Source organism: Amphritea sp. (assembly GCF_048266285.1).
Lineage (GTDB): Bacteria > Pseudomonadota > Gammaproteobacteria > Pseudomonadales > Balneatricaceae > Amphritea.
The window spans coordinates 44,209-63,493 of sequence record NZ_JBLWZV010000023.1; the positions used below are offsets into that span (position 1 = coordinate 44,209).

General features: G+C 47.6%; 18 protein-coding genes and 1 pseudogene. 9 read left to right on the forward strand and 10 right to left on the reverse strand.

The features are described from left to right. Positions 1-97 precede the first annotated feature (97 nt). On the forward strand, positions 98-1,120 hold the full coding sequence (locus ACN0T0_RS17615; RefSeq protein ID WP_417228043.1) for a TRAP transporter substrate-binding protein: 1,023 nt from the start codon (positions 98-100) through the stop codon (positions 1,118-1,120). Between the two features lie 229 nt (positions 1,121-1,349). Here ACN0T0_RS17615 and ACN0T0_RS17620 read toward each other — a convergent pair whose 3' ends face one another. Both ACN0T0_RS17620 and ACN0T0_RS17625 read right to left on the reverse strand, forming a co-directional pair. Continuing rightward, a complete protein-coding gene (locus ACN0T0_RS17620; RefSeq protein WP_417228044.1) occupies positions 1,350-2,360 on the reverse strand; it encodes a TRAP transporter substrate-binding protein in 1,011 nt (336 codons plus the stop codon). Positions 2,361-2,414: 54 nt separating this feature from the next. Then, positions 2,415-3,497, reverse strand: coding sequence for a Rieske 2Fe-2S domain-containing protein (locus ACN0T0_RS17625; RefSeq protein WP_417228045.1), 1,083 nt, complete (start codon positions 3,495-3,497; stop codon positions 2,415-2,417). A 271-nt stretch (positions 3,498-3,768) separates the two neighbouring features. Between ACN0T0_RS17625 and ACN0T0_RS17630 the strand changes: the two genes are divergently transcribed. The 3 genes from ACN0T0_RS17630 to ACN0T0_RS17640 all read left to right on the forward strand — a co-directional run bounded on the left by ACN0T0_RS17630 (position 3,769) and on the right by ACN0T0_RS17640 (position 5,545). Continuing rightward, complete coding sequence (locus tag ACN0T0_RS17630) at positions 3,769-4,260, forward strand: MarR family winged helix-turn-helix transcriptional regulator (RefSeq protein WP_417228046.1); 492 nt, start codon at positions 3,769-3,771, stop codon at positions 4,258-4,260. 97 nt (positions 4,261-4,357) lie between these two features. Beyond that, the gene (locus ACN0T0_RS17635) at positions 4,358-4,879 is read left to right on the forward strand and encodes a hypothetical protein (protein WP_417228047.1); all 522 of its coding nucleotides are present in this window, start codon (positions 4,358-4,360) and stop codon (positions 4,877-4,879) included. 195 nt (positions 4,880-5,074) lie between these two features. Further along, on the forward strand, positions 5,075-5,545 hold the full coding sequence (locus ACN0T0_RS17640) for a MarR family winged helix-turn-helix transcriptional regulator (RefSeq protein WP_417228048.1): 471 nt from the start codon (positions 5,075-5,077) through the stop codon (positions 5,543-5,545). A gap of 74 nt (positions 5,546-5,619) precedes the next feature. On the opposite strand, the gene ACN0T0_RS17645 is transcribed toward ACN0T0_RS17640, so the two are convergent. From ACN0T0_RS17645 to ACN0T0_RS17660, 4 genes are all read right to left on the reverse strand, one after another. Next, a complete protein-coding gene (locus ACN0T0_RS17645) occupies positions 5,620-6,492 on the reverse strand; it encodes an amidohydrolase family protein (RefSeq protein ID WP_417228049.1) in 873 nt (290 codons plus the stop codon). 136 nt (positions 6,493-6,628) lie between these two features. Next, positions 6,629-7,948: a TRAP transporter large permease gene (locus ACN0T0_RS17650; RefSeq protein ID WP_417228050.1), complete on the reverse strand. Its 1,320-nt coding sequence runs from the start codon at positions 7,946-7,948 to the stop codon at positions 6,629-6,631. Continuing rightward, positions 7,945-8,445, reverse strand: a complete 501-nt coding sequence (locus ACN0T0_RS17655; RefSeq protein WP_417228051.1) for a TRAP transporter small permease — start codon at positions 8,443-8,445, stop codon at positions 7,945-7,947. Before ACN0T0_RS17655 ends, ACN0T0_RS17650 begins: the two co-directional genes overlap by 4 nt. Before the next feature lie 12 nt (positions 8,446-8,457). Further along, entirely contained in the window at positions 8,458-9,507 is a 1,050-nt protein-coding gene (locus ACN0T0_RS17660) for a TRAP transporter substrate-binding protein (RefSeq protein WP_417228052.1), read from the reverse strand. Positions 9,508-9,861: 354 nt separating this feature from the next. Here ACN0T0_RS17660 and ACN0T0_RS17665 point away from each other — a divergent pair, with 354 nt between their 5' ends. The 5 genes from ACN0T0_RS17665 to ACN0T0_RS17685 all read left to right on the forward strand — a co-directional run bounded on the left by ACN0T0_RS17665 (position 9,862) and on the right by ACN0T0_RS17685 (position 16,169). Further along, on the forward strand, positions 9,862-10,623 hold the full coding sequence (locus ACN0T0_RS17665) for a crotonase/enoyl-CoA hydratase family protein (protein ID WP_417228053.1): 762 nt from the start codon (positions 9,862-9,864) through the stop codon (positions 10,621-10,623). 115 nt (positions 10,624-10,738) lie between these two features. Next, positions 10,739-11,506 carry a 3-hydroxyacyl-CoA dehydrogenase gene (locus ACN0T0_RS17670; RefSeq protein ID WP_417228054.1) on the forward strand — a complete coding sequence of 256 codons (768 nt, stop codon included), beginning with the start codon at positions 10,739-10,741 and terminating at the stop codon, positions 11,504-11,506. Between the two features lie 9 nt (positions 11,507-11,515). Next, complete coding sequence (locus tag ACN0T0_RS17675; protein ID WP_417228055.1) at positions 11,516-13,291, forward strand: acyl-CoA dehydrogenase; 1,776 nt, start codon at positions 11,516-11,518, stop codon at positions 13,289-13,291. 53 nt (positions 13,292-13,344) lie between these two features. Then, positions 13,345-15,201 carry a feruloyl-CoA synthase gene (locus ACN0T0_RS17680; protein WP_417228056.1) on the forward strand — a complete coding sequence of 619 codons (1,857 nt, stop codon included), beginning with the start codon at positions 13,345-13,347 and terminating at the stop codon, positions 15,199-15,201. A gap of 209 nt (positions 15,202-15,410) precedes the next feature. Then, positions 15,411-16,169: a helix-turn-helix domain-containing protein gene (locus ACN0T0_RS17685; protein WP_417228057.1), complete on the forward strand. Its 759-nt coding sequence runs from the start codon at positions 15,411-15,413 to the stop codon at positions 16,167-16,169. A 461-nt stretch (positions 16,170-16,630) separates the two neighbouring features. Here ACN0T0_RS17685 and ACN0T0_RS17690 read toward each other — a convergent pair whose 3' ends face one another. From ACN0T0_RS17690 to ACN0T0_RS17705, 4 genes and pseudogenes are all read right to left on the reverse strand, one after another. Beyond that, complete coding sequence (locus ACN0T0_RS17690; RefSeq protein WP_417228058.1) at positions 16,631-17,677, reverse strand: hypothetical protein; 1,047 nt, start codon at positions 17,675-17,677, stop codon at positions 16,631-16,633. A gap of 349 nt (positions 17,678-18,026) precedes the next feature. Beyond that, positions 18,027-18,509 (reverse strand): universal stress protein, encoded by a 483-nt coding sequence (locus ACN0T0_RS17695; RefSeq protein ID WP_417228059.1) that lies wholly within the window; start codon positions 18,507-18,509, stop codon positions 18,027-18,029. Between the two features lie 143 nt (positions 18,510-18,652). Further along, positions 18,653-18,838 carry a hypothetical protein gene (locus ACN0T0_RS17700; protein WP_417228060.1) on the reverse strand — a complete coding sequence of 62 codons (186 nt, stop codon included), beginning with the start codon at positions 18,836-18,838 and terminating at the stop codon, positions 18,653-18,655. Positions 18,839-19,131: 293 nt separating this feature from the next. Further along, a pseudogene (locus ACN0T0_RS17705) lies at positions 19,132-19,285 on the reverse strand (4-hydroxy-2-oxovalerate aldolase); the annotation flags it as partial.

The following is a 19,285-nucleotide window of genomic DNA, read 5'->3' on the forward strand; positions in this document are numbered from 1 at the left end:
CGTTGTTTTAGAGCCTTACAGGCTGTGATTGGTTCTGGGTCGTTTAATAAATGACAACCGCTTAAGCATAAAAATATAACAATAGGAATGTGCTGCTATGACGCTAAAAAAATATATGGGTATCACCGCTATGGTCTGTGGGATGTTGGGTGCATCGGTCAGTTCAGCGATAGCGGCAGATTATAACTTGCGCTTTGCTCATCCTTGGCCCGGTGGATCTGATATTCATAAAGGCTTAGCCGCCTGGAGCGACTCTTTAACGGAAGCATCTGATGGGCGTATAAAGGTGGAGTTTTATCCGGCACAAACCTTGGCAAAGGCGGCGAAAGCCTATGATGCGGTGGTGAATCAGGTTGCCGATATGACGGCAACGGTTCAGGGGTATAGTGCTAATCGTTATCCCTTAACCCAAGTCATTGAGTTACCGGGTATGGTTGCTAGTGGCTCCCAAGGCTCTTGCATTTTGCAGACTCTCTATGATGATGGCGATATTGCCGCTGAGTATGATGATACCCATGTGCTGTTTGTCTGGACTAATGGCGCGGGGCATCTGCATATGAATGGTAAAAAGGTGCTCAAACCTGAAGATATTGCAGGGTTGCGAATTCGTCGACCGACTACAGTGGTGGGTCAATTGTTGCAAGATTTAGGGGCCAAGCCAGTAGGCATGCCCGCCCCTGATGCATACACAGCGTTACAACGAGGTGTGATTGATGGGGTGGCCATCTCTTGGGACGGCGCTAAGGTTTTTCGCCTGAATGATGTGGTGGATTCTCATACGGAGCTGAATCTCTATTCGTTAAGCTTTGTGGTAACGATGAATAAGGACGTTTATCAGCGTTTGCCAGAGGATCTGCAGAGGGTTATCGATGATCACTCTGGCCAGAAATGGTCTCAGTATATGGCCAAGATCTTTGATCGTGTTGATCATGAATCGCGGATAGACGCTAAAGCAATGGGGGATGAGGTCATTGAATTTGATACGGCTATTCAACAGGCATGGCGTCCTGCATTAGTAAAGGCAACGGACAACTACCTCGATGAGCTGGAAAGCAAAGACCTGCCGGCTAGGGCGGTCTATGCAAAGGCGAAAGAGTTACGCCAACACTGTGAGACATGATTGTCAGGCCTGGTGTTTAAGCATTGTATTAACAAGCCTGAAAGGTAGCTAACAAAATGGTGAGCGCGCTTTATCGGCAAAGGAACGGTGATAAAAAAAGATAGTCAGCAAGTGTAATGGCTATGGAATGATGTTAACGATAGATTAATACCAGTCTTGATTGTGCTTAATAAACCCACCCTCCGGTGGGTTTATTACGTGAGGCTTGAATAGTTAAACTAGGGCTAGGTTATGAACAGGCCTGTTTATATTCGAGGGCCTTTTGATAGACCGTTTCGGCGTTTATCGGCGCGTTATTGTTAGCCTCAAGGTAGTCGTTAACCACTTTCTCTAGCACGGTTTTCCATTGTGGATTCTCCGTTAACTTATCAATTGTATTGATCGTATGCCCTGCCGCTACTGCTTCAGCACGTCCCGCGGCATCGAGGTCATCTAGTTTTCGCCCCATCGTGCGGGCCCAAGTCATACCACTGTTTTGGTCGATTACGGCTTTGAGTTTGTCTGGTAATCTCGCATAGGCGTTGTTATTCATGGTGGCGATAAAGGCTAGGGTATAAAGTGCTAGCTCCGTGTGTGAACTTAACTGCTCGTTCAAGCGAAAGTCTTTCATCGCTTGCCAAGGAAAAGCAACGCCATCGATGACTTTGCGTTGGGCCGCAGTATAGGTTTCCGGCGCGGGCATGCCGATCGGTTGAGCGCCGAGCGACGTTAATATTTCAGCAACAACGGTGGTTGCCCGCCGGATACGCAGGCCGTTAACATCCTCCGGTGTTAATATTTGTTTTGCGTTTGTATGAAGGTGGCCAGGGCCGTGGGCAAAGAAAAATAGCGGGTGGGTATCTTGATATTCATTATCGATCAGCTTGTTCTCATACAGTGTTTGCAATACGCAGCTGGCATTTTCAGCGGTTTTCACGATACCGGGTAGTTCTATTACTTGGGTAATGGGAAAGCGGCCTGCCATATAACCCTGTGCAGTCACGGTGATATCCATGATGCCATTGACGGTGGCGGTATAACTTTGCGGCGCTTTAGCGAGGGTTTGAGAAGGATAGATCTCTATTTCTAACTCGCCTTGGGATTCAGTTTTAACCTTGTCGGCCCAATCGCTGATAACGTTATCAACACTAGAACCGGGAGGCCAGAAGTGGCCTAAACGAAGTTTATGAACATCGGCGTGGGCGGCATTGATTGCCATACAGCTGGTGAGTGCGGCAGCTAGAACGGTTGTTAGTTTCATTTTGGCGTCCTGTTATTATTTATATTTTTAGACGTAACGGGGGCTCACTAAGGGCTAAGCCTGCTTTTGCTTTTTCAGTCGGGCAATAATTCTTCTGGCGCGATTAGCGCCCACGTCTACATGAATATCGATCATCGGCTTATCAGCAAAGCGCTTCATGTTGGCGTACTGGGCTTCGATAACGACTTTATCTTCATCAAAGGTCATTGCCGACTGGTCAATAATCAGTTTCATGCTTTCCATGGGTTGACTGCTGGGGTTACTTGCTTGAGTCCAGATATAGAAACAGGTCTCATCAGTCTCCGGAGTGACCGCGTGGAAGCCTTTAAGATGAAAACCACCTCGTTCGGGGTCATCTAGCGATGCTGTATTGACATCGACGGCACCGGTCCATATTTCGAGATGCGAAGGGTGGAAGATAATCTCTTGCCAGCGGTCAACGTTACCTTTAAACGGGTAAGCCGCGGTGTAGGTGGGTGGTGGTGTCGAGTTAGGCATCTTGCGAACAACCTTTACCGAATCACCTTTCGCTTCGACGGTCATTTCTGCATTCATATGCAGCTTAGCGTTGCCGCCAATGGTATGCAGATGGACATAACCGAGATGGCTCAGGTCGAGTAAGTTATCGTGGATCAGTTGATAGGGGGCTTGATAGTGGTATTTATCACCATCGTATAGATAGCGTTCATCGGTATGAACATCATACGTTGGGGGTTCACAGGTTGGCTCGGCGTTACCTTCAGAGCCAAACCAGATCCAAATCAGCGCGCCTTGTTCTTTAACAGGATAGGCCGAGATAATCGCTTTAGAAGGTATTTTGCTCTGACCAGGCACCTCAATGCACTTGCCGGTGCCATCAAATAGCAAGCCGTGATAACCACAACGAATACCGTCTTTATCAATAGTACCGAGGGAGAGTGGTAGATCTCGGTGGCAGCAGCGATCTTCGAGAGCACTTACCTGACCGCTTGGAGTGCGGTAAAAAACGATCGGATGATTTAGCAGGGTACGCCCGAGTGGTTTATCCTGTACCTCTTTGCTGAGTGCTGCGACGTACCACATATTCAGTGGAAATTTTGCATGCTTAGCGGCTTGAATATCCGCCACATCGGCTGTTTTGATCTGTTGAACGGTCATTTTCAACCTCTTATTTTAATAAGTTTTTTTGTTTTTTATCGATCGCTCTAGTGCCCGTTAGTTAACCTAGATATCTGACAGGCGCTGCGTGGTTATTTAGTTGACACCTCAACGATACTTGAAATCTAGTTGAGGCGTCAACTAGATTGGCAGGTTTTTATCAGCTTTTTGGTTTACTAAAATGAAATCAATATGTTGTGCTATATTTGTCCGGCGGCTTTTGGACTGAGCTTTAAGTCGCGCAGAAACGGGGTAGCGAGGCTCTAACTAAATGACAACGACATCTTTATCAGTACACAGAAATAAGTTGGATCTTGATCGTTATGTCCCTGCGCTGGTTACATTCCTCGCTAATAAGCTCTCGAGTGGTGCTTCAGCCTGTTATCGGAAACACTTCGATGTTGGCGTTGTTGAGTGGCGAGTTCTCGCGTTACTGAGGGTAGAAAGCAATATAACGGCAAACCGGATCTGCCAAGTAATAGGTCTAGATAAGGCTGCAGTAAGTCGGGCATTGAAACTCTTAAAAGAAGACGACTATGTTACTTTTGTTAAGGACGAAACCGACGGACGTTCAGTACTGATTAGTCTGACACCGAGTGGTGAAGGAGTCCATGATCAAATTCTGCAGATCGCGCTGCAGCGCGAAGCATTGTTACTTGAAGGGTTAACACCGGCAGAGCAGGACACGTTGATCTCTTTATTGCAAAAAGTGAATGCGAGAGTCGCTGTTGTGAATGCCTATGACCCTTCTGATCATGAATAAACAGGTGAATGACTGTTTAGCTTGACGGGCCTCGAAAAGCGACCGCTGAACTATACTTTTATAATTCACAACGGCCGTTCGCGCCGGGAGGTAGAAGATGAAACGTTTAGTGTTTTTAGCGCCGGATCTGGAACATGCTGAGAGAGTGGTTGAGTCGTTACATGAATTAACGATTAATGATGCCGCCATTCATCTGCTGGGTCGGGATCATAACGCGTTGCAGCAAGCCCATCTGCATGAAGCCACCGAAATGGAAACATCGGAGCTAGAGTCTGATTTCAACTGGGGTATTGTTGCCGGGGGTGTTTTGGGACTGATACTGGGGATGGTTAGCTATGGCGCGGTGATCTTTGACGTTGAGTTTGGCCCTATTGCTATTCTGTTGTTAACGGTTATCGGCTCACTGTTTGGCGGTTTGATCGGTAAAAACATTGGTGAAAGTACTCCGAATGCGGATTTGAATAAGTATCAGCATGCACTGGATGCCGGGCAGATTCTATTGATTGTGGATGTTGCGGTGGAGTTATTACCCGAGGTCTATAAACAGGTGCGCAGCCATTGTCCTAAAGCGCTGATTGAGAGTCGCCATGTTTTTCATGATCACCCGCTGGCGGCTTAATCAAAGCTGATGAGCTAAGTGGGTTGCCTTTGTTGGTCAGACTGTGTGATCGTGATAGTTCAGGTTACGGTCCTGAACGATATGCTTTAGTCTGTCGATGAGTGTCCGTTTAGTCGTTGCTTTAACAGGTGTTTTTGACGTGCTAAATCCTTTATAATTGCTTTAATTACAATTGTTAATAAAGTAAATAATTTAATGGCTAATCAAAGTTCAGCGGAAGAGATCGATTACGGTATTTTAGATACACTGGTCGGATACAAGCTTAGACGTGCTCAGGTCACCGTATTTAACCATTTCACCGATCGTTGCCTTAAATTTGGCATTACCCCGGGTTTGTTTGGGGTGTTGTCTATTGTTGAACGTAATCCGGGCTTGACGCAGACAGCTATCGCTAACGCGCTGGGTAATGATCGTTCGGCAATGGTCAGTGTGGTTGACCGGCTCGAAGCGATGAACGTGGTTGAGCGCAAGCCTTCGGTAAAAGACCGACGTTCCCATGCACTGTTTTTGACACCTCACGGTGAAACATTTTATAAAGAGTTAGTGGCTCAGGTGTTAGCCCATGAGAAAGACTTCACCGACACCTTGAATGAGAGTGAAAAGGTATTGTTACTCGATATTCTTGATCGTTTCGCCAAGCATTCGCCATCCACTAAGGTTGAATAGTCGTTATGCCGAATATAAAAAAGCCCTAGCAACATTATTTTTGCTAGGGCTTTTTTGTTAGCGCAGCGGCTGGTTTATAGTTTCAGCAGCTTGACCGCATTCTCTTTAAGAATCTTTGGTCGCACCTCATCTTTAATACCAATGGTTTCAAAGTCTTTCAACCAGCGATCTGGGGTGATGACGGGCCAATCAGAACCAAATAGCATCTTGTCTTTTAGCAGTGAGTTGGCGTACTGAATCAAAATTTTCGGGAAATATTTAGGTGACCAACCCGACATATCGATATAGACATTAGGTTTGTGGGTGGCAACGGATAGGGCTTCTTCCTGCCAAGGGAAAGAGGGGTGAGCCATGACAATCGGCATATCCGGAAAATCAGCCGCCACATCATCAATATACATCGGGTTAGAATATTTTAGGCGCATATTCATACCGCCTCGGCTACCCGCACCCACGCCGGTTTGGCCGGTATGGAACAGTGCCACCGCACCTTCTTCAGCAATCGCTTCATAAAGGACATACGCGGCGCGGTCATTAGGGTAAAAGCCTTGCATGGTCGGGTGAAACTTGAATCCGCGGACACCAAAATCACGGACTAGACGACGGGCTTCACGGGCGCCCATACGCCCCTTAGCAGGGTCGATGGAGGCAAATGGGATGATGATGTCGCTATTATCGGCGGCTAGGCGTGCCACCTCTTCGTTTTCGTAGCGACGGAAACCGGTTTCCCGTTCAGCATCCACGGGGAATAGCACACAGGCAATTTTACGATCACGGTAATAAGCGGCCGTTTCTTCAATCGTCGGCAGCATGTTGTGCCCCGCTGGATTTTTGAAGTATTTGGCGAAGTCCTGTTGGAATTCATAATAGCCATCATCGCGCAAGCATGTGCAGGGCTCTTCAGCATGGGTATGGAAATCTATCGCGATAATGTCATCGATATTCATTGTAGCCACCTATCTCTTAAATATTCTTTAGGGAACGCTGACAGCTTATTTTAGTGTTCACTGTAACGGTCTAATTTGTCTCTATTCGGATGACCCGCCGCCATCAATGCGGTGACGGTAGCGGGTATTGCTTCGGTTAACTCAGTATATGCACCAGTGACAGAGTAATTGGCGGGAACAGTACCAGCAACGCAACCCGTGTCATATCCGACATGATAAAGGGCACTACGCCTCTGAAGCTTTCTTTCAGCGACAGTGATTTATCAAACGAATTAATAATAAATACATTCATGCCGACCGGAGGGGTGATCAGCCCAACTTCAACGACCACCAACGCCAGAATACCAAACCAGATACCGGTGTCTTCGACCGACATGCCAAAATCCATCGCCACGATAATCGGGAAGTAGATTGGAATGGTCAGCAAAATCATCGCTAGGCTATCCATGAAACAACCCAGTATGAAGTAGCTTAGCAGCATTAGTGCAAGAATCAGATAAGGGGACATCTGCGCGTCTAACAGTAATTCTGCGCCGAGGTTAGGCAAGTTCGTCAGGGCGATAAAAACACTGAATAGATCAGCTCCGAGAATGATCATAAAGATCATGGCACTGGAAACGGCCGTTCTGATGATGCAGCTCTTGAGCTGATCGAAGGTCAGTTTGCCGTGGGTCAGTGCCAGAATACCGGTTAATACCACCCCAACGGCCGCCGCTTCTGTCGGAGTAAAAATACCGAGATAGATACCGCCTAAGACGATCAAAAAGATCAGGCTGATATGCCAGACATCAGCGGTAGATTTAATCTTCTCCATAAAGGTGGTTTTTTGCCCACGAGGGCCTGATTTAGGAAAGATACGCACATAAATAGCGATCGCCAAGATATAGCCAACCGCGGCCAGAATGCCGGGTACAAAGGCGGCGATAAACATTTTAGAAATGTTTTGCTCGGTGAGCACGGCGAAGATAATCAGTACCATTGAGGGAGGAATCAAGATCCCCAGTGTGCCACCAGCCGCAAGACAACCCGCCGCTAAGCCACCGGCATAGTTATTCTTTTTCATTTCAGGCAGCGCAACTTGACCCATAGTCGAAGCCGTTGCTAACGATGAACCACAAATCGCACCAAAGGCGGCACAACCTGAAATCGAAGCCATTGCGAGGCCGCCTTTAAACTGTCCGACCCAGGTATTACAGGTGCGAAATAGTTCGGAGGTGATGCCCGCCCGAGTGGCCAATTCGCCCATCAACAGAAACAACGGTACAACCGATAGGTCATAACTGGAAAATTTAGAATAGGGGACGGTGCTCAAATAGTTCAGTGTGGTGGGAAACCCCGCCAGAATGGTATAGCCCAATGCGCCGCAAGATAGCATCGCCACTGCGATCGGTATACGAATAGACATCAGCACCAGAAGCAATGCCAGCATGGATAGGGCAAGTTCAATATTGCTCATGATCGTGAATACTCCCGGAAGCCCAGCACTGTATCAATGAAGCAGCAGAGGGTGAGAAGTGAAACGGAAAATACGGCTGGAATGTAAGCTATCCAGACCGGTAGTTCGAGAATCATGGTCTGTTCGTTGTATTCGAACATATCCAAGCCTCCCAGATACATCTGCCAAGCCAGTGTGGCGGCAATCAGGGTAAACATCAGATTACCGACGGCATCGAGAAAGTAGATCTTTCGCTTGGCCATATTGAGGGTGAAAAAATCGACAATTACGTGCCCTTTATGTAACTGGCACTCGGTCAAGAAGAGAAAAATTGAGATAGCGAGCCCCATCTCAACCATTTCGTAGTCACCCTGTACCGTGATGCCCAGAAAAGCACGGCCGATAATACTGGCAACTGTCATGAGTGCGAGCAGAATCATAATGATACCTCCCACCAGCGCGAGCTGACGGGAGATGAATGCGATTCCGCTCTTCGTTTGACTAAGCAGAGTAAACATAGGTAAGGCCTCTTACTTGTTGGCCGCTTCGTACTTAGTAATCAGCGCGTTAGCTTTGTCGAGCAGAGCTTGGGATTGATAACCGTCAGACTTCATCTCTGTCAACCAATCTTCAGTGATGAAGTTAATTTGAGACTTCCAGCTAGCAATTTCAGCTTCTGGCAAGGTATAGAACTCATTACCCTGATCAACAGCCGCTTGACGCCCCATCGCTTCAGATTCATCAAACAGTTCGCCAATATGTGCGGCCAGTTCGATGCCTGAGTTGTTGTCGATTACTTTTTGCAGGTCTGCCGGCAGCTTGGCATAGGCCTCTTTATTCATGGTGAACAGGAAGAAGTTAGCATACAGGCCGCGCTTGCCAGGGATCTCAGTGTGGTGTTTAACCAGTTGATGGATTTTCAGTGGTTTAACCACCTCAAAGGGTAATACCGCAATATCTAGTACACCTTTCGAGAGTGCGCTAGGCATCTGTGGCACCGGCATAAAGACAGAGTTAGCGCCTAGTTTTGAAAAGGCTTCGGCCATGATCTTGTTAGGTGCTCGCAGTGTCATCCCTTTTAGGTCTTCAGCGGTGTGGATAGCTTTTTCACGGGAGTGCAGTGAGCCCGGGGCATGCACATGCATCGCAAGCAAATGAACATCTTTTAGCTCATCGGCCATCTCTTGTTCAGCGTATTCTTGAATCGCCATGCTCATCGGTTTTGCTTTGCTGGCCATAAAGGGTAGCTCAAACACCGTGGCTTTAGGGAAACGCCCAGGAGTATAGCCACCAACGGTCCAAGACATATCCACGATGCCTTTACGCACCTGATCAAACAGCGCTGGGGGCTTACCGCCAAGCTGCATTGATGGATAAACGTCGATCTTGATTCGGCCATTAGACTCTTTCATGACCTTATCAGCCCAAGGCTTAAGGAATTGAGAGTGAGCCATAGAAGGTGGCGGTAGAAAGTGATGCAGTTTAAATGTGTATTCTGCATCGGCAGACATAGCACTGCTGGAACCGAGTACCAGCGCACATGCGATAAGTGATTGTCTGAAAGTCTTTTTAATGCCCATGTTTATATCCCTTAGGTTTCTTTATTGTTTTAGGATTCCAGCGAGCTGGTGGGTGTATTTATACATAAACTGTTTAGTAGTGCAACAATTGTCTGTATAAAACATATACATCAAATTCAGGCGCCTCAGGGTCTAATTTTTGTTGCTCATCGGACGGGAAAACGCGGATCAAGATATTTCCTTTTTTAATTAACAAGTTAAGTAACTAAGGCGAGTGGCTGACGGGTTATGATTGAGATTAGAGGGTAATGTTTTACAAATAATATTGTTGACTATATAAACAATGTTTTATATAAACATAACCAACAACAACACTATACAAGCTGATACGGCTTATTTTTTCTGAGGTGGCGAATGGCCGAGTACCGTTTTATTGAGTTTTCTGTAGAGGCTGATATTGGCCATTTGCAATTGAATCGTCCGGCAAAGAAGAATGCGATCAACGATGCGCTTCTTCTGGAAATCGAAGATGTGTTTATCAATATGCCGGAAGAGGTTGCGGTGGTTTTGATCTCGGGTAATGGCCCTGAGTTCTGTTCTGGGCTAGATCTGTCCGAGCACGTTGCCCGTGACCCTTATGGTGTCGTGCAGCACTCTCGTATGTGGCACCGCGTATTTGGTCGCATCGCGAATTCAACTATTCCCGTGGTGGCTGCGTTACACGGTGCAGTCATCGGCGGTGGTTTAGAACTGGCATCGAGCGCCCATGTTCGGGTGGCCGATGAAACAACCTATTTCCGTTTGCCAGAAGGGCGTCACGGTATCTTCGTTGGCGGCGGTGCATCGGTGCGAGTTGGGCGGATCTTGGGTGCCAGTCGAATGATGGACATGATGCTGACGGGTCGTACCTATGATGCGGTCGATGGTGAGCGTTTAGGCCTTGCCCATTACTGTGTTGCTAAGGGCACGGCGCTGGAAAAAGCGACTGAGCTGGCTAAGTCGATTGCGCAGAATTCACGGCTATCGAATTTTGCCATGGTGAGCGGTTTATCCCGCATTGAAAGTATGTCGATGGATGACGGTATGTTTACCGAGTCTCTATTGGCCGGGATGACCCAAACCAGCCCTGAAGTGCAGGAGCGTATTGGTCAGTTCCTGAATCGGAAAAAGAAATAACCAGCGCGTTTGTCGGCTCAGAGTAAAGTGCAATTTACCTTTGATAAAAAACGCCGGCCCTTACTACAACACAGTTGATTATTGCTGAATAAAAGAAGAACTGAGGACACGGATAATGGATATCAAGCAAAAGGTTTTTATCGTCACGGGTGCAAGCTCCGGTCTAGGTGAAGCCGTAGCGCGGCACTTAGTTGACCAAGGCGCATCGGTGGTACTGGCCGATATTAATGAAGAGCGAGGCGATGCCGTTGCGGCTTCGTTGGCGCCTCATGGGGTCTTTTGCAAAACCGATATCACCGATGAGGAATCGGCGCAAAACTGTATCGATACCGCAGTTAATCATTTTGGCAGCCTTAGCGGTCTGGTTAATTGTGCGGGTATTCCGGGTGCTGAGCGGGTGTTAGGTAAAAAAGGTGTGCACCGTTTAGAAACCTTTAGCCGTGCGCTACAGGTTAATTTGCTGGGGACCTTCAATATGATTCGTTTAGCGGCCAGTGTGATGAGTGAGCAGCCAATACAGGAAACCGGCGAACGCGGGGTGATTATCAATACCGCGTCTGTTGCTGCATTTGATGGTCAGATCGGTCAAGCCGCCTATGCCGCGTCGAAAGGAGGGATGTGTTCGATGACCCTGCCATTGGCGCGGGAGTTGGCACAATTTGGTATTCGCGTGATGACCATTGCCCCAGGGATTTTTAAAACGCCGATGATGGATGTGCTACCCGAAGAGGTGCAAGCGTCATTGGGTGCGGCGGTGCCATTTCCATCACGTCTAGGTGAGCCTGCTGAATATGCGCAATTGGTGCAGCAAATTATCGAAAACTGCATGCTCAACGGCGAAGTGATTCGTTTGGATGGGGCCATTCGGATGGCGGCTAAGTAGGACATTATGATGGCTAATTATTCTGCTCCGCTTAAAGATATGGATTTCCTGTTAAAGCATGTCGCCGACAGTCGTCAATTTGACCAGCTTGCGCATTTTGATGATTACGATGCACCACTGTTAGCGGCAGTGCTTGAGGAAGCGGCAAAATTTGCCGGTCAGGTGCTGTCCCCTTTAAACCAAACCGGTGATATTGAAGGGTGTCACTTCAATGACGGGGCGGTCACGACCCCAGCTGGTTGGACCGATGCTTATCAGCAGTTCTGTGATAATGGTTGGTTAGGTTTAGCATTACCCGAGGCGTATGGTGGGCAATCTTTACCACGCTTTATCGCCGCCGCAGTACATGAGATGTGGTTAAGTTCTAACCTCAGTTTTGTCATGTTTCAAGCCTTGACCCAAGGGGCCGCCGAAATTTTACTAGCCGCTAAAGATGATCGGCTGAAACAGCGTTATCTGGAAAAGCTGGTCACCGGCGAGTGGGCTACCTGCATGTCCTTAACGGAGCCGGGAGCAGGGTCTGATCTTGGTAACACCCGTACCCGAGCGGTTCGTCAGGAGGATGGCAATTATCTGATCCGTGGTCAGAAGATCTATATCACCTATGGTGAACATGATCTAACCGACAATATCGTGCATCTGGTGTTGGCTAAAACACCGGACTCTCCGGCAGGCGCCAAGGGTGTCTCTCTGTTTATCGTGCCGAAATATAAGGTCGATGAAGCAGGCCAATGTGGTGAGCTGAATGATGTGCGCTGTGTTTCGATCGAACATAAGACAGGCTTACATGGCAGCCCCACCTGTAGCATCAGTTATGGTGATGAGGGTGGCGCGATCGGTGAGTTGGTCGGCGAAGAAAATCGTGGCCTTGAGTATATGTTTATCCTGATGAACGAAGCGCGTTTGAGCACCGGTCAGCAGGGTGTCGCGATTGGTGAGATGGGCTATCAGCGGGCACTGGAATACAGCCTCGAACGTACCCAGGGACGCGATGCGTTAACCGGTGAAACCAATGTTCAGATTGCTCGGCACCCGGATGTTAAACGGATGCTGATGGGCTTAAGAGCACAAGTGACTGCTCTGCGCGCTTTGAGTTATCAGATAGCATCACGTTTGGATCTTGCTGAGGTTGATTCACAAGACCGCGCTGCGCATCTGCAATTTGTTGCCTTGATGACCCCCATTTTCAAAGCCTTTTCTACCGAGAGTGGCAATCAGATGGCCGGTACTACCATTCAAATTTTTGGTGGTATGGGTTTTGTGGAAGAGACCGGCGTGGCCCAGTTAATGCGAGATATTCGGGTTACCACCATCTATGAAGGTACCACCGGTATTCAGGCTAATGATCTCGTTTTTCGTAAGGTGTTGGCCGATCAAGGGGCTGCGCTAACTGCATTGGTCAGCGAGATAGAAACGGATTTTGCCCTCTATAGCGCATTGGATTGTGCCGGGGCTGAGACCGAGATGCTGACGCAGATGATTAGGGTGGTAAAGGATACCGCTGACTACATTTTACAGCAGGGTAAAGAGGGGCGTGAAGCGTTGCTTTGTGGCGCGGTAAATGTCCTTGAACTGCTCGGTATTGCGTGTTGCAGCTGGATGATGATGCGCACTGCGGTGGCGGCTGAAAAGCAGAAACTGCAAAGCACAGACAGGGATTATCTGAATAACTTGATTGCGTTGAGTCGGTTCTATTTCGCCCACTTTACGCCCAAAGTGTTGGCGCTGCATCATACTGTGATCAGTGCTGGGACGGGCATTCAAGATTACCAGATAGAAGAGTAAGCCAGCGGTATTGCTGACGGAAACTGATTAAAAAAATGATAGCGAGAATAACAATGAATGCAGAAGTGCTTCCTGTAAATGTAGTGACATATGATGTTAACGTCGATAAGCGTGACGATGGCTCTATGTTGATTCGTTCCGCCGCTGAGTTGCCCGCCTATGCAACAAAAATGACCGATAAGCTGGAGCATTGGGCCGAGGTTACACCGGATAAGGTGATGGTCGCGCAGCGCACAGAAGATAAGCATCACTGGCAAACCGTTACTTATGCTGAGGCGTTAGTGCAGGTTAAGCATCTGTCGCAATATCTTCTAAATCAGAATCTATCGGCAGAGCGTCCCATTGTTATTCTTTCCGGTAACAGTATTTCACACTTACTGGTTGGTCTCGCGGCGATGTATGTGGGGATCCCTTACTCTCCGATCTCGACCGCTTATTCATTGATCTCCACCGACTTCGGTAAGTTGCGTTATATCACTGAAAAACTGACCCCAGGATTGGTGTTTGTCGAAAACCTCGGACCATTCCGTGATGCGATTGACGCGGTGATGCCAGCAGATTGCAGTGTGCTGGCATTTGAGGCGGATCATGGTGTTGATGATTTCCGTTTTGATTTAAGCCTCTTTGCCGATGCCGTGACCACACCGTTAACGGACGAAGTGGCCAAGGCGAATGCCGCGGTCAATGGCGATACGATTGCGAAATTACTCTTCACCTCGGGTTCAACCGGTATGCCGAAAGGGGTGATCAACACTCAACAGATGATTTGTGCCAATCAGGAGATGATCGGTACGTACTTACAATTTGTAAAACAGCAACCGCCGGTTCTGTGTGATTGGCTACCCTGGAACCACACCTTTGGTGGTAATAAAAACACTGGCTTGGTGGTCTATAACGGTGGTTCGCTCTATATCGATGGTGGTAAGCCGGTACCGAAAGGTATTGCTGAAACCGTGCATAATCTACGTGAGATCGCTCCCACTATTTATTTTAATGTGCCTAAGGGTTATGAGTTGCTAGTAAAAGAGCTGAAGCAACACCCGGATATGGCAAAGGTCTTCTTCTCTAATTTACAGGTGTTGTTTTACGCCGGCGCGGGCCTTGCGCAGCATGTTTGGGATGATCTGTTGGCACTGTCAGTGCAATACACGGGTCGTAAAGTGCCGGTCTTAACGGGCTTAGGCGCAACAGAAACGGCTCCTTCGGCACTGTTCACCTCAATCGAAGAGGCGGCTTCCGGTGTGGTCGGAGTGCCGATTCCCGGTGTTGAACTTAAACTGATTCCGAATCAGGGTAAAATGGAAGTGCGGATTAAAGGGGTTAGCATTATGCCGGGTTACTGGCGTGATGAGGAACAAACCGCTAAAGCGTACGATGAAGAGGGCTTCTACTGCCTTGGCGATGCGCTGAAATTTATTGATGAAGCACAACCGTCTCGTGGGTTTCATTTCGATGGTCGGGTGTCTGAAGACTTTAAACTGGATACCGGTACCTGGGTGAGTGTTGGCACCCTGAAGGCTCACATGATTCACGAGTTTGCACCTTATATTCAAGATGTCGTGATTGTCGGTCGAGACCGTGGCTTTATCAGTGCACTGGTGTTTCCGGATATTGAACACTGTCGCCATCTTATCGATATCGAAGAGGGTGAGCTGAGTCAGGAACAGATTGTAAATCATGCCGCCGTGCGCCAAGTATTCCAGGAACACCTGACGGCGATGGCTGAAAAAAGTACCGGTAGTTCAACCCGCATCAAAAGCTTGGTGCTGCAGAGTCGTCCAGCAGATATCGATGCCCATGAGATGACCGATAAAGGGTCGTTGAACTCGAATGCAGTTATTAGCCATCGAGCTGACATTGTTGCCGATATCTATAGTGCCTCACCGTCTTCTCAGGTGATCTCGCTATAACCGTTTCAGGCTAGGAGTTACCAAGAGTGGCTCTCCTCAGTTGCCCCTTCTGATGAAGGGGCCTTTTTTAATTTAAATAGTTAACTTGTTAATTATATTGAAAAATCTAGTTGTTTAATTATTAACTAGTAGCCAGATTGAAAAATGGAAGATCACCTGATCTTCTGCAAGGAAATAATAAAAATAATATCTAATAGTCCGGGGTTGTAATGAAGAATTTTTCTGAATTAAGGATGAAAGGCAGAGCAAAGGATCTTGTCATAGCAAAAAAAACAGAGATAGTTTATGCCACTGATGAAAGTAGTGATGAGTTACTTATCTATCTGTTAACGGATGAAAATAATAATGAGATCCGTATTCAAGTACATCAACGTATGTTTGTGAATTATTTTATTATCGATACCGAGTCGACCTGTCAGCGCAATGCTGATCAGCGCCTCAAAGTAGATAATGAGCGACGTATATTACTGACATCGACACCGCTAAAAGAGCTAATTCTGCATATGTTAAAGCTCAAGGACTTTCATGATCAGGAGGTGCAGAGTCACTATGTTGATATCATCTGCCGTTTCCTTGATGCTGAACTGGCTGAGAGTGAGTCCTGTCCTAGCAGTGGGCACAGCAAACACAAAACAATGGAAAAATTGCGCGATTACATTGATAACAATATCAAACATAGCCTGTCTGTTAAGAGTCTCATCGATGTTTGTCATATGAGCGAACGGTCGTTGTATTATCTGTTTCGTGAAAGTGAATCCATGACGCCATTATCCTATGTGCAGCAACGTAAAATAGTTCATGTACATCGTGAGTTAAGTGCGCGAAAGTCGAGCCGTAGCATCACCCAAGTGGCGATGGAATATGGCTTTACCAATCTTGGGCGGTTTTCTCAGCTCTACCGTAAGCAGGTGGGGGAGTTACCATCGGTAACCCGTTCGAAAACCCTAGGTCAGGCACTGCAAGCGTGATGTCAGCCTAATATTTGCTTAGCGTGAGTGTTTTAAAATGTGCCTGTTGGCGCATTTTTTTTTGCCTGACATAAACCTGCTTAAAGCCCTTTATCTAGCATCTTAATCGAGCCCCTTGGTTGAGTCCCTTAATCGAGCCGTTACTTAATCTTGTGCAGTGCCGCTAGGTAGGCTTTGTCATAGATTAAACGTTGCTGTCGGTCGTCGTCGGTAGCAAAACTAAAGGGCCAAGCGATTAGAAATTAGTGAGGGCTGCTATAAGGGAAGGGCTTGATAGGCGACGGGCGAAGGAAAGTGACGAGTTGGGTGTATTTGAAATGGAGTTAACGCCGGTGCTTAGCATCAGTGTGTGGAGACAAAGGGTTACGGGGCGAGGGTTATGCTTTGTTTGAGGTGAATAGAGATACCGGTGAAGGGGGCCAGTATCTCCATTCGTAGCGACTAAGGTACTAAACGTTTACTTAGAACTTGTACATCGCCATGACTTCAACCTGCTGGCCCGCTGGACGCAGAGGATGGTTTTTCATGTCTTGATCACGCCACTCAATACCAAAGTCGAGATCTGGCAGGTAGCTATACATCAGTGTTGCTGTTGTCATAAAGGCAGAGGTGTCTGCAGCATCATCAACTTCAACTTTACCATAACGCAGGGTGCCGTTTAGGCTAGGTGTCAGATTTTGAGTGACGCCAACGCTGTAACCTGTTTGTGAGATAAGGTCGCCAGACGCATCGATATCACAGCTGGCGGTAATACCTGGGTTCCATGCACCACCCACACATAAGCCGGAGTTGACACCCTGACCTTTACCGGTGAATGCGCCTGCAAACAGGGCACCATTACCGACGGCCAGCTTACCTTGGAAAGAAACGGCGGCGCCGACTTCCGAGTCATCGTTCAGTTGTTCTACTTCACGGGCCGTAATCGCTGCGCTGTAGCCGCTACCGCCGTCAAAACGCTGAGCGTAAGAGACCACGAGATCAGGCATGGAGGCGTTATCATAAAGAGGTTCGGCGGCTGATAGTGTGAAGCCATGAGTACGGTAGTGAGCCACCATACTTGGACGAACAGTACCGCCATTACCGGCGATGCTACCCCAGCCTGGGCCAAAGAAGTTGATCATGCGGGCATCGAAAGGCGCGGTGGCAAAAAAGTTACCGCTCCACGTTTGACCTACAGTCAAAGCATCGATGTTGATATAGGCGTGGCGTAAGCGCAGCCCTGGAGTTGTTGAATAGCTTGATTGGTTTTCCCAGAAATCTGCTTCTACAAAGCCGGCAACTTTGTGGCCGTCGACATTCTTCTCTGCCTTAATATTGAAACGGGATTGGCGTGCAGTGCCCTCAACGGTGTTATCACCGACATCTGGCATACCCCAGATCGCTTCTGCTTTCAGATATCCGCCAATGCTGAATGTTGTACCCTTAATCTCGCCCAGCTCCACAGCGCTAACAAACGTTGATGCGGTTGCGGCTAAGACTGCGATACTTAGCTTATTAAGTTTTTTCATCTAAGAGAAGCCTCTTTCTTATTATGTAAATGAGGCTTTATGATCGCAGATTGATAAAAATCTAATATTTGAATACTGCAAATATATGTACAGATACTGCAAACATGATATGAGTGTTAATGACGACTCAAGTGGTTACCTGAATCTATAGTGTTGCTTTATTGGTTTTTTTGGTCACGCTGAAGCATTAGTCTGTTGCAAGTAGAAATAGTTCAGATGTTTTGTGTCAACGTGTTTTTAACTGTTGCTTTTTAACGTTGTTTAATTGGGCAAGGTTAACGGTGGGCTTAAGGTCATTCGCAAAGCGCAGTTATCGAAAGAGCGCTTTGCAAGGGCTGCTAAGCAAGTTTTATAACGGCACGATCAATACCGGCCGTTTTGAGTGATGGATCACCTTATTGGCGGTTGAACCTAGTAAAAACTCTCCGACGGCCGAATGGGTGCGGGTGCCCATAACAATGACATCTGCCTCAATCTCTTCAGCCACCTTCAGAATAACCTTCCAAGGCTGACCCTCTTCGACACGGGCAGTGATATTTTGTGGCTCTAGGTGTTCATGGGCTTCAATCTCAGCGACATAAAAGCGTTCTAAGCGTGTCTGCATCGTGCGCTTCAGGTTTTCAATACTCTGATCATGAAGTTCATTGAGGTCATGCTCATTGATGATGCTTTTGACGACACTCTGGGTACTGGCGCTGAGCGGTTCGATAACATGCAGATAGATAATTTCTGACTGTTCTTGACCACAGAGGCTGATCGCTGAACGTAGGGCTGGACGTGAACCTTTCTCTATGTCGGATGCATAAAGAATTTTTTTAATTTTAGGTAACATCAATATCTCCTTATTACCGTACTCACGGCAGGGACATTGTGGCAGAAGAAGTGATTCGGGTGCAATTGCGCCGTCATTATCCGATCAATTATATTGATATAGATTGCATGATATTTGTTGCATCACGAGCGCCAATATTTTGCCTAGCCATTTAAACGCAGGGTCTTTTGTTCAGCGATGGGGAGAAATACGCCATCGACAATACCCTGTTGCAGCAATTCATAAACCTTAGGCGCTGGGGCACCGACCGGGGTTACGCCTAAACGGTGACCAATTTCAGCGGGTACGCCACCGCCGATACGGATCTTTTTACTTTTTAGGTCGGCCAAGACCGTATTCGATCATGACCTTAACTCGGCCATCGGTGGCTGCTTCGATCCATTTGCCCCAAGTTGGCCAGACCACCGCGTTTTGAACATGGGTGGGCGGCAGCCAACTAGCTATTCACATAACGGTTTCAGCGTAAGATAATCGACTAAAAGAGAGTAGTAAGGAGGTGAGGGCGATCAGTTTGATTATGTTTAGCGGCATTGTTTATGTCTCGTCAGGGATAACCCCAGCAAAGGCTGTTATGAGTGAAATTTGCAGGACAGCTTTACTGGGGCGTATTTAGTTAGCAGTGTTATTTCAGTTTTGACATTGATAGCGCCAAATCTTCAATCATATCTTCCTGCCCACCGACCGTGCCGCGACGGCCCAGCTCCACCAGTAGATCCCGAGCTTGAATGCCATACTTCGCCTCAGCGCGCTTGGCAAACAGTAGGAACGAGGAGTAC

What these genes read in the sequence shown, in the direction of transcription:
- ACN0T0_RS17615 (WP_417228043.1), top strand. Translation starts at nt 98, where the DNA reads ATGACGCTAAAAAAATATATGGGTATCACCGCTATGGTCTGTGGGATG.
- ACN0T0_RS17620 (WP_417228044.1), bottom strand. Translation starts at nt 2,360, where the DNA reads ATGAAACTAACAACCGTTCTAGCTGCCGCACTCACCAGCTGTATGGCA.
- ACN0T0_RS17625 (WP_417228045.1), bottom strand. Translation starts at nt 3,497, where the DNA reads ATGACCGTTCAACAGATCAAAACAGCCGATGTGGCGGATATTCAAGCC.
- ACN0T0_RS17630 (WP_417228046.1), top strand. Translation starts at nt 3,769, where the DNA reads ATGACAACGACATCTTTATCAGTACACAGAAATAAGTTGGATCTTGAT.
- ACN0T0_RS17635 (WP_417228047.1), top strand. Translation starts at nt 4,358, where the DNA reads ATGAAACGTTTAGTGTTTTTAGCGCCGGATCTGGAACATGCTGAGAGA.
- ACN0T0_RS17640 (WP_417228048.1), top strand. Translation starts at nt 5,075, where the DNA reads ATGGCTAATCAAAGTTCAGCGGAAGAGATCGATTACGGTATTTTAGAT.
- ACN0T0_RS17645 (WP_417228049.1), bottom strand. Translation starts at nt 6,492, where the DNA reads ATGAATATCGATGACATTATCGCGATAGATTTCCATACCCATGCTGAA.
- ACN0T0_RS17650 (WP_417228050.1), bottom strand. Translation starts at nt 7,948, where the DNA reads ATGAGCAATATTGAACTTGCCCTATCCATGCTGGCATTGCTTCTGGTG.
- ACN0T0_RS17655 (WP_417228051.1), bottom strand. Translation starts at nt 8,445, where the DNA reads ATGTTTACTCTGCTTAGTCAAACGAAGAGCGGAATCGCATTCATCTCC.
- ACN0T0_RS17660 (WP_417228052.1), bottom strand. Translation starts at nt 9,507, where the DNA reads ATGGGCATTAAAAAGACTTTCAGACAATCACTTATCGCATGTGCGCTG.
- ACN0T0_RS17665 (WP_417228053.1), top strand. Translation starts at nt 9,862, where the DNA reads ATGGCCGAGTACCGTTTTATTGAGTTTTCTGTAGAGGCTGATATTGGC.
- ACN0T0_RS17670 (WP_417228054.1), top strand. Translation starts at nt 10,739, where the DNA reads ATGGATATCAAGCAAAAGGTTTTTATCGTCACGGGTGCAAGCTCCGGT.
- ACN0T0_RS17675 (WP_417228055.1), top strand. Translation starts at nt 11,516, where the DNA reads ATGGCTAATTATTCTGCTCCGCTTAAAGATATGGATTTCCTGTTAAAG.
- ACN0T0_RS17680 (WP_417228056.1), top strand. Translation starts at nt 13,345, where the DNA reads ATGAATGCAGAAGTGCTTCCTGTAAATGTAGTGACATATGATGTTAAC.
- ACN0T0_RS17685 (WP_417228057.1), top strand. Translation starts at nt 15,411, where the DNA reads ATGAAGAATTTTTCTGAATTAAGGATGAAAGGCAGAGCAAAGGATCTT.
- ACN0T0_RS17690 (WP_417228058.1), bottom strand. Translation starts at nt 17,677, where the DNA reads ATGAAAAAACTTAATAAGCTAAGTATCGCAGTCTTAGCCGCAACCGCA.
- ACN0T0_RS17695 (WP_417228059.1), bottom strand. Translation starts at nt 18,509, where the DNA reads ATGTTACCTAAAATTAAAAAAATTCTTTATGCATCCGACATAGAGAAA.